This window comes from Corallococcus llansteffanensis (assembly GCF_003612055.1).
Classification (GTDB): domain Bacteria; phylum Myxococcota; class Myxococcia; order Myxococcales; family Myxococcaceae; genus Corallococcus; species Corallococcus llansteffanensis.
On sequence record NZ_RAWB01000316.1, the window covers coordinates 1 to 11,623 of the forward strand.

The following is an 11,623-nucleotide window of genomic DNA, read 5'->3' on the forward strand; positions in this document are numbered from 1 at the left end:
GGCGGGAGCTGGGCTTGATGCTGGGCGGTGGCGTCCACCTGCCAGTGGGCGGCAAGACGCGGGTGCGTCCCAACCTGACCCTCAACTTCGTCGTCTACTGATGATTCAAAAGGATGGTGTGGCGATGTCACCCTGGATTCATGGGATGAGGCCTTCGGCCGTGTTGGGCTCCGTGGTGCTGTCCCTGGCCTGTGCGACCCCTGGCACCACGCTGACCGCGCCAGCGGCCCCAGCGGCGGCGGCGTTGGCCAGCCCGGCGGTGGCGGCTTCCGCGCCCTCCCCGGCTCCGGCTCCCGCTGACGCGCCTGAACCCACGTCCTCGCCGGCCATCGTTCAGGTGGGCGTGACGGGCACGGCCAGGGCCACCGTGAAGCCGGCCCTCGCCGAGGCTCCGGGCAAGACCCGGTTGCAGGGCATCGACATCTCCCACTACCAGCCGTCCGTGAAATGGGAGTCCGTCAACAAGGCCTCCGCCGCGTTCGTCTTCATCAAAGCGACGGAGGCAACGAGCGAGGACACGCGCTTCGAGAGTTACTGGAGTGGCGCGAAGAAGGCGGGCATCCCGCGCGGCGCCTACCACTTCTTCCACCCGAAGATTGACGTGCAGGCGCAGGTGGAGAGCTTCACGAAGCGCGTGAGTCCCGACCCCGGCGAGCTGCCCGTGGTGGTGGACGTCGAAGAGTACAAAGCGCTGTACGCAGGCCTCAGCTGCGAGCAGGCCGCGAGCAAGCTCCGGGCCTTCTCGCAGGGAGTGGAGAAGGCGCTGGGCCACAAGCCCATCATCTATACGAACCACGAGACGTGGCAGAAGAGCTTCTGCAACCACCCCTACTTCCGCGATCACATGCTCTGGCTCGCGAAGTACACGCTGAGCACGTCCGAGCCGAAGCCCCCGACGGGTTGGAAACAGTGGCAGTTCTGGCAGTACACCGGCAGCGGGGAGGTGACGGGCATCCCGGGGACCGTGGACCAGAGCTACTTCAACGGCTCCGTGGAGGAGCTGAAGGCCCTCTTGAAGATGGAGTAGCTTGCAACGTGCCAGCGCACTCAGTGCACCGCCGCCTTGCGGCGACGCAGCCGGCGGACCTTCTCCACCAGCTCATCCGACAGCACGCGCTTCACCGCGTTGCGCGTCTGCCGCGCCAGCTCCTCGGAGCGGGTGAACCACGCGCCGCCCATGCCCGCGCCATGCACGCGCAGCGACACCGTCTGGCGCTGCTTCGTCACCCAGTCGGCCTTGTAGGACTCCGTGCCGCGCAGGAAGTCGTACTCCGTGAGGCCCATCTCGATGGCGTCCTTGAAGGTCTCGCCCACCAGCACCAGGCCCACGCTGCGGTTGCGCCACGCCGGGTCGTACCCGGACTGGAAGTACACGAACGAGCTGCCGTGCACGATGCCGTACACCGAGGCCACCGCCTGGCCTCCCACCTTCATCGTGTACATCCGCAGCCGGCCCCGCTCCGCCAGCAATTGCGTCGCGTCCCGGTGGAACGCCTCCACCCCTGAACCCTTGATGCCCTGCGACCCTCCGTCCGAGGACCAGCGCAGCGCATGCAACCGGAAGAAGTCCGTCATCGGCCCGGCCAGCTCACCCGGCGCCTCCGTGCGCTCGATGCGATAGCCCTCCTGCTTCTCCAGCCACTTGCGCCGGCGCAGGTAGTTGTCCCGGCGGCCCGTGCGCTTGAGGAACGCGTCGAACGGCTCGCCCGGCACCAGCGTCTCGTACGGGCACACGTAGCGCTCCGTCTGGCGCACCTCGCCGAACACCTCACGCGCCACGCCCAGCGTCACCGAGCCTTCGCGCAGGTCCGTCAAATCCAACACATCCCACTCGTCGCGCAGCCCGTGCAGCACCTGGAAGAACGCGCGGCCCACCTCCGCCTCGCGGCCCTTGCGAGCCACCACGTCCAGATAGTCGCTGCCCACGTGCGTCTCACCCAGGAACCCCAGGCGCCGCACGCGCATGCCATTCACCCAGCGGTGCTCCAGCCCCAGGGGCAGCAGGCCCACCAGCGTGCCCAGCCGGTCGCGCGCCGTCAGCACCAGCGGCCGCACGTCCGGCGCGATGCGCCGACACCACGGGTACAGCCACTCCCAGGCGTTGAAGGGGCCCGCGGTGCTCGCGTCCAGCAGCGCGTTCCACTCCGCCCGCATCCCCGACATCTCTGAAGCACTGCCCACCGCGGCCACGTCCAACCGCGGCGCGACCTGCGGACCGGACCTCAACTCGTCTTCGCGGATCACCGCGTCACCCTGATGCCTTTCCCGAAGCACTGCCCACTGGCCCCCGTCTGCCCTTGCATCCTCGAAGCCAGTCCCCATCCCACTCACCCGGTGCGCTGGCTGGGCCGGCGCTCCGCCTTCAGTGCATCCCTCACCGCGTCCGCCACCTGCGCCATCACCTCCGGCGTCAGGTCCTGGTGGCAGGGAATCTCAAGAATCGTCCGCCGAAGCTGCGCGACCTCCGGGAACTCCGACGGGTCGCACGCCGGATGGAAGCGCTTCCAGAAGTCGATGGCGTCGATGCCCCGCTCGCGAAGCCTCGCCAGCAGCGCTTCCTTGTCCTGCACCACCATCGGGTAGAACAGCGGGCTCACCCCCGCCGGCAGCTGGTTGAAGAGCGGCGGCGACACGTCGCGCAGCCTTCCCAGCAGGAAGAAGTAGTTGCGCCTGCGCGCCTCGACGATGCCCTCCAGGTCCTGCGCCAGGGCAATCCGCTTCGTCAGCGGGCTCATGCCCAGGTCCACGTGCCGCCGGTCGAAGTGCTGCGTGCCCGTGGCCACCCGCTCGATGCTCGCGGCCTTCACCGTGCCGTGGCCCACCGAACGCACCAGGCCGCGCAGGGCCCGGCCCGTCGCCCCGCCCCGCAGTTCCAGGTTCTGCAGAAGCGCGGACACGGTGTGGCTGAAGGTGGACGCCAGGGGCGGCGCCGGAGGCTCCGGCAGGCTGTACTGCCGCGGGCCGTTGACGACCAGCGCGCCCCCATTGGGCACCGGCAGCGTCTTGTAGAGACAGAAGATGCCCACGTCACCCGTGGTGCCCAGCGGCGTCGCGCCGTCCGACGACAGGAGCGACAGCGCGCAGTCCTCGATGAGCGGGAGGCCGTGCTCGTCCGCCAGCTTGCGCATGGCGTCCACCGGCCCCGGGAAGCCCGCGTAGTGGATGAGGTAGAGCGCCTTCGTCTTCGGCCCGATGCGCTTCGCCACGTCCGCCACGTCCACGTCCCAACGGGCGCCCACGCGGTAGAAGCGCGGCGTCGCGCCCGCGTCCACCACCGCCTCCACCTCCACGCCGTGGTGGTAGGCGGGCATCAGCACCTCGCCGCCATCCAGGCGCAGCATCTTCATCGTCAGCCAGACGGCGTTGCGCGCGAAGTAGAAGTAGCGCGCGTTGGGCGACGAGAACGGCGGCAGCGAACCGGGACGCGCGCCGGACAGCAGCATTCCCGGCCACAGCGTGGGCAGGGAGGGGACGAACAGCTTGTCGGACGTCTTCACCGCTTCCATCGCGCCACCACCTCTTTCGCCGCCGGCAACCACCGGAACTTCGCCGCGCACAGGGCGCGACCAAAGGCGGTGTCATTGAACACGTAGAGCCAGGTGTGCTTGCGGACGCGGTCCGTCCAGTCGCGCTTCCACACCATGTCCGGCCCCAGGAAATCGAACTCCGTCAGCCCCCGGTCCAGGCAGTCCCCCAGCACCTCCTCCATCAGGAGCTGTCCGGGGCTGCACTCCTTGAGGCTCTCGTCGTAGCCGGGCTTCAAGAGGAAGTAGCGCTTGCCGTATTCCAGGCCGTACTGGAACGCCACCGCCCGCCCGTCCAGCCGCAGGTAGTACAGCGCCAGGCGCCCGCGGTAGGCCGAGTCCCGCGCCAGCTCCGTGTAGAAGCCCCGCGTCTTCCCGTCCTGCGCCATCGCCGTGCCGCGCTGGCCCTTCCAGCCGCTCTGCTCCAGCAGCAGCCCCTCCTCCAGCGAGCCCTCCAGGTCCAGCCCGCCGGACACGCGCTCGAAGGTGACCTTCCCCTTCTCCTCCAGCTTGCGGCGGCGGCGGCGGCAGTTGGCCTTGAACTTGGACGGCAGCGACGCGAAGTACGCGTCCTTCTTCGAGGGCAGCGGCACGTAGGGCGACTGCAAGGACTCCCACTCGCCCACCGGCATCTGGAGGCGCTTCGCCTCCGCCATCAGGTGGAAGCCCGCCCCGCCGTCCGGCACGTCCGTCAGCCGCAGCACGTCCCAGCCACCCGTGCGCTTCAGGTGCGCGAGGAACGCGTCCGCCGCGAGTTCGGGGTCCTTCGCCACCATGTCGAAGCGGCAGGAGTGCGCGTTGGCGGCGGAGGTGAGCTGCCGCACGGGCACGCCGTACATCGACGTGCGCTCCTCCACCAGCGGCAGCGCGGCGCTCAGCGCGCCGTCCGGGCCCCTCAGCAGCAGCACCCGCATGCGCGAGGTCGCGGCGAAGTTGTCCAGCCACAGGCGCAGGAACTCATGCCGGTAGAACAGCTCGTTGGAGGTGGCCTCCACGAGCGCGTTCCACTCGGCTTCCAGGGACATGAAGGCCGCCCGGTCGTTGACTTCCACGACGTGCGGGTCGGCACGGAGGTTTCTGGCTTCCATATTCGCGGGCACCAAGGTGGTGACGGGCAGGGCCGGCTACAAGCCGCTGCGGGCCATCTTCAGCAGGCAGGCGGCGACCTTGCGGCTGTCGTGTCGGATCTTGGACCCATCCTTGAGCAGGTCCGCCTGGACCGGGATGACGCCCGACGACAGCAGCTCCCGCGTCTCCGCCGTCACCAGGAAGGAGCCCTTGCGCGCATAGCGCTGGATGGACTCCTCGGTGGGCTGCCGGCCATTGACGAGCACCGCGTCCAGCACCGGCCCCACGTGCTCGATGACGGCCTGCACGTGGTCCAGGCAGTTCATGCCGTCCGTCTCACCCGGCTGGGTCATCAGGTTGGCGACCATGACCTTCAGCGCGCGCGTCTCCTTGAGCGCCTGGGCCACGCCGTCCACGAGCAGGTTCGGCAGCACGCTCGAGTACAGCGAGCCCGGCCCGATGGCGATCAGGTCCGCCGAGTAGATGGCCTCCAGCAGGCCGTCCACCGGGGGCGGCGAGCGGGGGCTCAGGGACACGCGGCGCACGCGGCCGTGGGCGCGGCAGATGTTGCGCTCGCCCACCACCTCCGTGTCGTCATGCATCTGCGCCACCAACTGCACCGACGCGAGCGTGCTGGGCAGCACCTGGCCCTGCGCGCCCAGGAGCTCCCCGGACAGGCGCACCGCCTCCAGGAAGTCACCCTTCAGCTCCGCGAGCGCGGCGATGAGCAGGTTGCCCACCGCGTGGCCGGCCAGGCCCTTCGCGCCACCGAAGCGGTACTGGAACACGTCCTTCAGGGCGCTCTTGCCACCCGCGAGCGCCACCAGGCAGTTGCGGATGTCACCGGGGGGCAGCGCGCCGTGCAGGCGGCGCAGGCGGCCGGAGCTGCCGCCGTCGTCGCTCATCGCCACGACCGCGGTGATGTCCACGCCCGGCTGGCCGGCCTTGGGCGTCGCGCGGCGGGCCAGCCCGCGCAGCACCATGGGAAGGCCCGTGCCGCCGCCCATGGCGACGATGCGCGTCGGGCGGTTCTTCGGGGCCTGCAGCAGCTCGTTGCGTTCGGTGTTCTGCTGCTTGCGCGCGTCGTCCTGGTTCCACGACTCCGCGAACGGCGCATCCACATCCATGCCCACCATGTTCCGACCCCCTCGCCCATCCCAATCCATGGCCCACCCTTGAAAGTCCCGGCCTCCCCCGACAACCAGAGGCCGCGGACCGTTGCTTCAATCCCATCAATGACAACCGCAACCGACTACCGGGCACCCCGCCCCAACAACACGTGGCGCACGGTGTGGAAGATAATGCCGACGTCCAGGAACAGCGACCCGTTCTTCACGTAGTAGAGGTCGAACTCCAGCTTGTTGCGCGCGTCCTCCACCGACGCTCCGTAGGGGTAGCGGATCTGCGCCCAGCCCGTGATGCCCGGCTTCACCGCCTCACGCACGCCGTAGAACGGAATCTGCTGCTTGAGCTGCTCGGTGAACACCGGGCGCTCGGGGCGGGGCCCCACGAAGCTCATGTGGCCCAGCAGCACGTTGAACACCTGGGGAATCTCGTCGATGCGCGTGCGGCGGATGAACTTGCCCACCCGCGTGACGCGGTCGTCGTTGGAGCGCGCCCACACCGCGCCGTTCTTCTCCGCATCGGTGCGCATGCTGCGGAACTTCCACAAGGGGTACGCCCGGCCCCCCAGCCCCACGCGGTCCTGCCGGTAGAACACAGGGCCCTTGGAGTCCAGCTTGATGGCCAGCGACACCAGCACCAGGAAGGGCGAGGCCAAGAGCAGCAGGAGCGACGCCACCGCCAGGTCGAACACGCGCTTGAGCGCCCGGCGCAGCGGCGACACCGTCATCTCATCCGCGAAGGCGAAGTCGCTCGCCCGGAGGAACTGCACCGGGATGCGGCGCAGCACGCGCTCGCAGAAGCCCGCCGCTTCGTACACCCGCCGCCCGTCCAGCCGGCAGCGCAGGAGCGACTCCACCCAGTTGGCGCCGCGCATGTCATCCGCGGCCTGCACCACGTAGGAGGCGTTGAGCCGGGCCGCCATCGCGTCCAGCGGCTCCTCCACCTGACGCGGGTCCACCAGGGCCACCACGCGGAAGGAACCCTCGCCACCAGCCTCGATGGCGCTCGCCACCGCGCGGGCCTTGCGGCCATCACCGATGATGAGGACCGCGTCGGGCTCGCCCACCAGGGCGCGGATGGAGACCCGCACTGCCAGCGTGCCGGCCAGGGCGCCCATCGCGCCACCCAGCAGCGTCCCGGGAGGCAGCGTCACCGGGAGGGCCAGCGGAAGGATCAGCATCACCCCACCCGCCACCATCGCGGTGACGCCCGCGGCCTTGAGGAAGCGGTAGCCGCGGGTGCGGTCCTCGGCGGCGACGCGCAGGTCGTACAGGTCCAACAGGTACAGCGTGAACTGGAAGGTGACGACGAAGGCCAGGCCCAGCCCCACCAGCGTCGGCCACAGCGTGGCGAGCGGCGGCCAGGTGCCCGGAGGCGCGAAGAGGGCCGCGCAGGCCGCGGCACCCGCGACACAGGCCAGCGCGATCGCCGAGCTCTCGGCGAGGAAGAACGTCAACTTCTTGGCTGAAAAGTAGTGATGAAAAACGCGAAGCACGTGACTCCTCCAACCCCAACCCGCCGCCGCTCCAGGCCCCCGCCCCTCCGCCTTTCGGCGGAGGGGACGGGAAGGGCCCACAAGACCGCACTCACTCCAAGGTTCGCGCTGCTACTTCTTCACGTAGTTCTTCAGGTACGGGGTCGCGTTCACTTCGGCTCCGTTGAGCACGCACCCGACGAGGGCCGCGCCCGCGAGCTGCTCCACCGCCTGGTTCACCACCTTGGAGGGGGTGACGTTGGCGCGGATGACCATCAGCACGCCGTCCATCTGGTGGCCGAGGATGGCCGCGTCCGCGAACGGCAGCGTGGGCGGCAGGTCCACGTACACCTCGTCGAAGCCCTCGCGCACCGCCTTGAGGAACTGCTTCATCCGGGCGCTCGCCAGCACCTGGGTGCTCTCCTCCGGCGTGGCGCCGGCGGGGATGACGGCCAGGCGCGTGGAGTTGAAGCGGCGCACCACGTCGCGCACATCGCACTCACCGGCCAGCAGCTCCGACAGGCCCTGCTTGTTGCGCATGCCCAGCGTGGGGGCCACCTGCCCCCGGCGCAGGTCCGCGTCCACCAGCAGGATGCGGCGCTCCGGGTTCGCCCGGGCGGCGGCGAGCGCCAGGTTCACGCTCGTCACCGTCTTGCCCTCGCCGGGCATGGCCGAGGTGAGCGCCACCACCTTCATCGGGCGCTGCTCGCGCATCCGCTCCAGCCGGTAGTACAGGGTCCGGTACTGCTCGGCGGCCGCGGAGGCCGGGGCCGTCAACGTCACCACCCGCCGGTCTACCGCGTTCGAGGAAGCCGCACTCTCATCCACACGCGGGAGGAAGTTCCCGGCCCGCTCCATCGTCGAATCCATCTCAGTGCTCCAATCTTTTCCGTAGGGGGTCGGCAATTAATTCAGCGAAGTGGACGAGGAGACGCTGTTCTTGCTCCCGGCCATGGGCATCAACACCCGCTTCTCTGTCTTCCCTTGCATGTTCGGGACCACCGCCAGGACAGGCAGCGTGATGCGCTCGCGGACCTCGGAGCCGTCGCGCAGGCTGTCGTCGCGCATCTCGAGCACGGTGCCGGTGAGGACACCCAGGGCCAGGGCCACCAGGGCGGCGATGAGCAGGCCGCTCATGCGGTCCGGGCGGGCCGGGGCGGAAGGCACCCCGGCGGGCGAGATGACGTTGAACAGGCTCTGGGCACTCTTGGCCTCCAGCTCCTGGGCGATCTCCGCCTCCACCTTGCGGCTCACGACGCTCTGGTACTTGGTGCGGGCGATTTCATAGTCCCGGTTCATCACCGCCAGCTCGTGGGCCCAGCGGGGCGTGTTGTTCAGCCGCGCCTGGTAGGCCTCGGCCTGCTTCTGCAGGTCCACGATGTCCTTCTGGATGGTGGCGATGAGGGTGGTGACGCGGGTGCGCTCGTTGCGCTCGGCGAACATGCGGCCCTCGGCGTCCTTGCGCTGCTCGGAGACGTTGCCCAGCTCGCGCTCCATCCGCTTCACCTCCGGGTGGTCCTCGGTCCACTGCGTCTTGGCCTGGGTGAGCGTGCGGTTCAGCCCGCTCTCCGCGGCCTCCAGCCGGCCTGCCTCGCTGTCCGCGGCATTGCGGGCCCGGGCCAGGTCGGAGCGGCGCGCTTCAGCGGAGCGCAGCTCCTCGGACTTGGTCTGCAGTTGGGCGCTGATGCGCTCCAGGCCGCGCATGTTCATCTCCATCTGCTCGGGCAGCTCGCCCAGGTGGTCCACCTTGAAGCGGGAGATGTTGGCCTCCCACGTGGACACGGCCTTGCCCATGTTCACCATCTCCTCCGTGAAGAGGTTGGTGGCGCGGGCCGCCTGCGCCTGGCGGATCTTCAGCGTCTCCTCGGAGAAGATGGCCGGCAGGCGGTTGGTCACCTGCGCCACCACCTGCGGGTCGCGACCCGAGTAGGTCAGTTCGAACGCCGTCTCACCCTCGACGCGCACCGTGAGGTCCTTGCGCATCTGCTCCACCGCCGCCTCGATGCCCTTCTCGGAGACGAGCTCCGGGTAGAGGTTCATCTCCTCAATGGCCTTCTGGAGCACCGGCCGCGCCAGCAGCTCCTGGCGCACCGTGACCAGCCGCTGTTCGATGAGCTCGCTCACCGTGCGCTGGACCATCTCCTCACCGGGGCGCTGCGGTTCCACGCGCACCACCACGGAAGCCTCGTAGATGCTTGGCCGCGTCATCACGATGGCTGCGCCCACCACGAAGATTGCTGCAGCGATCGCCCCCACCAGGGCCTTGCGACGCCACAGCGCCGAAAGCATCTGGTCCGCCGTCATCCCACGCTCCATGATCCGCTCCTCCGACATGCCTCGCACTCGATTGCTCCCTACCAAGGTGTCATGACCAGACGGAGGGCAAACACATTGCGTGTCAGGTCCCCCGCCGCCGCGGTGTCCGCCGCGCCCACTTGCGCGATGCGGTCCACCGCCCCTTGCAGCGCGAGCTTCCGGCTCAGCCGGTACTCGACGCCGCCGCCCACTGCATAGCCCTGCGACACGTTCGTGGTGTTCCGCCACTCCGTGTAGTTCTCACCCGGCGCCCTCCCGTTCCGGAAGAAGCTGGCCACCCCGAAGGCAGACAACTTCGCCGTGAACCGGTGCGCCGCAATCAATGACGCGTAATCCGCCCAGACCGCCCCGGAGAACCCGCTGGCACCCACCAGGTCGTGTCCGATGGCGAAGGCCACATCCGACCGCTCTCCCTCGCGCGCCAGCTCCAGCGACACCCGAGGCATCCATCCACCGCGCGACTCCTCCGACGGCAGGTAGCGCACCGGCCCGCCCTTGAGGGTGAGCGTGGTGGGCCGCGACAGCCGGTAGCGCAGGGCCGCGGAAGCGCCGTGCGCCTGGCTGTAGTCCCCTGCGTACAGGAACCCCTGGTAGCGGTACTCCGCCCCCAGCGAGAGCCGGCGCGTGGAGCGGTACCAGAGCTCCACCGACGGGGTGTGGGCATAGCCCGCCTCCCGTCCCGGCTCGATGATGCGCGTCGCTTCGAAGTTGTAGCTGCCGCGCACATCCATGCGCTCCGTCACGCGCCCCGTCAGCCCCACCTTCGTCGTCAGATAGAAGGTGGGCGAGGTGGAGCGCGCCAGGCCGTCACGCGGCAGCGACGTGGGGTCGGTGACGCGGAACACCTTGGCGCTCGCGTCCAGGCGCAGCCGCCGCGACAGCACGTCGCGGAGGCCGAACCCGCCGCGGTGATCCAACGTCGTCTTCCCGGAGCCGTGACGAGCGAGCAGGTCCGTGGCGTAGAACGTGTCCAGCGTGAGCTGCTCGTTCTTCACGTCCAGGCCCAGCCGGGGAGACAGCTTCGTCATGAACTGCCCGCCGGCGGCGTTCGCCCCCAGGCGCAGGTCGTTGTCGAAGCGCTCTTCCGCCGTGAGGCGCAGGCGCGGCTCCAGGATGGTGGCGGCCTGAGCCGCCGGCGCGGCGATGAGACAGCCCGCGATCACTGCCCGCTTCCAGTTGCCCCTCACCGTCGCCCTCCCGTCCATACCCACGCCCACGCCCGTTTTCATGTCGCTGTTTCGCTGTCTGTCGTTGTCGCCGTGCTCGCGTCGCTTCACGGAACGACGACGGTGTCACCGGGACGCAGGATGACGCTCTCACCCTCGGGGGAGACCAGGTCGCTGTAGCGCACCGGGATCTGCCCGCCCTTGCCGTCCGTGCGGATGACGACGATGCCGTCGGAGTTGGCGAAGTCCGTGAAGCCGCCCGCCAGCGCGATGGCCTGGAGCAGCGACACGCGGCCGCGCAGCGGGTAGGCGCCCGGGTGGGCCACTTCCCCCGTCACGAACACGCGGGTGCTGTTGACCTCGCGGACGATGACCGTCACGCGGGGCTCCTGCACGTACGGCTGCAGGCCCGTCTTGAGCGCCTCCGCCAGCTCCGTGGGCGTCTTGCCCGCGGCCTGGATCTCTCCGATCATCGGCACGGAGATGAAGCCGTCGGGCCGCACCGGCACCGTGCGCGACAGCTCCGCGTCACGCCACACGCTGACGTCCAGCACGTCCTCGCGGCCAATCCGGTACGGCTGATCCGCGTTGTCGACCTTCAGCGTCTGCTGGTGAGCACAACCCGACAGGAGGAGCATCCCCATCACCGTCCAGAACCCCGTGCGCCGCATTCCCATCTTCCGCTCTCCTTCGTTCGACTGATGTCTGACGAGTGCTGCTTGTCCACCGGCCCTGCGGGCCGATCAGCACGCTTCTGGCGGTGGCTCTTAGCAGCGCGTGTGCCAGCCTTGAGGGAGAGGGAAAACCCTTGGACTTCGGTGGGTTACGGCGTGCCACATCAGGCGCACATGGGGGCAATCGGGAAAAATTCCGGTCCTACCCCGGTGTTCTCCCCTGTGCTTTCTGCTGATCGCTTCCATCCGGTGGAAGAGGTTTGCCCATCCCGGCCC

At 69.2% G+C, this 11,623-nt stretch carries 10 protein-coding genes; 1 reads left to right on the forward strand and 9 read right to left on the reverse strand.

Annotated elements, in window-relative coordinates; all coding sequences use genetic code 11:
* Nucleotides 1-145: 145 nt before the first annotated feature.
* The gene (locus tag D7V93_RS26165) at nt 146-1,027 is read left to right on the forward strand and encodes a glycoside hydrolase family 25 protein (RefSeq protein ID WP_147451329.1); all 882 of its coding nucleotides are present in this window, start codon (nt 146-148) and stop codon (nt 1,025-1,027) included.
* Nucleotides 1,028-1,047: 20 nt separating this feature from the next.
* Here D7V93_RS26165 and D7V93_RS26170 read toward each other — a convergent pair whose 3' ends face one another.
* The 9 genes from D7V93_RS26170 to D7V93_RS26210 all read right to left on the reverse strand — a co-directional run bounded on the left by D7V93_RS26170 (nt 1,048) and on the right by D7V93_RS26210 (nt 11,350).
* The gene (locus D7V93_RS26170) at nt 1,048-2,244 is read right to left on the reverse strand and encodes a GNAT family N-acetyltransferase (protein ID WP_120645992.1); all 1,197 of its coding nucleotides are present in this window, start codon (nt 2,242-2,244) and stop codon (nt 1,048-1,050) included.
* A gap of 83 nt (nt 2,245-2,327) precedes the next feature.
* The gene (locus D7V93_RS26175) at nt 2,328-3,506 is read right to left on the reverse strand and encodes a DegT/DnrJ/EryC1/StrS family aminotransferase (protein WP_208723155.1); all 1,179 of its coding nucleotides are present in this window, start codon (nt 3,504-3,506) and stop codon (nt 2,328-2,330) included.
* Nucleotides 3,494-4,612, reverse strand: coding sequence for a GNAT family N-acetyltransferase (locus tag D7V93_RS26180; protein WP_120645993.1), 1,119 nt, complete (start codon nt 4,610-4,612; stop codon nt 3,494-3,496). Before D7V93_RS26180 ends, D7V93_RS26175 begins: the two co-directional genes overlap by 13 nt.
* 36 nt (nt 4,613-4,648) lie before the next feature.
* A complete protein-coding gene (locus tag D7V93_RS26185) occupies nt 4,649-5,728 on the reverse strand; it encodes a gluconeogenesis factor YvcK family protein (RefSeq protein WP_120645994.1) in 1,080 nt (359 codons plus the stop codon).
* Nucleotides 5,729-5,844: 116 nt separating this feature from the next.
* Complete coding sequence (gene exoE / locus D7V93_RS26190) at nt 5,845-7,212, reverse strand: polyisoprenyl-phosphate hexose-1-phosphate transferase ExoE (protein ID WP_120645995.1); 1,368 nt, start codon at nt 7,210-7,212, stop codon at nt 5,845-5,847.
* A gap of 111 nt (nt 7,213-7,323) precedes the next feature.
* A complete protein-coding gene (locus tag D7V93_RS26195; protein ID WP_120645996.1) occupies nt 7,324-8,061 on the reverse strand; it encodes a CpsD/CapB family tyrosine-protein kinase in 738 nt (245 codons plus the stop codon).
* Nucleotides 8,062-8,097: 36 nt separating this feature from the next.
* Nucleotides 8,098-9,525: a GumC family protein gene (locus tag D7V93_RS26200; RefSeq protein ID WP_208723156.1), complete on the reverse strand. Its 1,428-nt coding sequence runs from the start codon at nt 9,523-9,525 to the stop codon at nt 8,098-8,100.
* Between the two features lie 20 nt (nt 9,526-9,545).
* Entirely contained in the window at nt 9,546-10,736 is a 1,191-nt protein-coding gene (locus tag D7V93_RS26205; RefSeq protein ID WP_120645997.1) for a hypothetical protein, read from the reverse strand.
* A 44-nt stretch (nt 10,737-10,780) separates the two neighbouring features.
* Nucleotides 10,781-11,350: a polysaccharide biosynthesis/export family protein gene (locus D7V93_RS26210; RefSeq protein WP_120645998.1), complete on the reverse strand. Its 570-nt coding sequence runs from the start codon at nt 11,348-11,350 to the stop codon at nt 10,781-10,783.
* Nucleotides 11,351-11,623 lie beyond the last annotated feature (273 nt).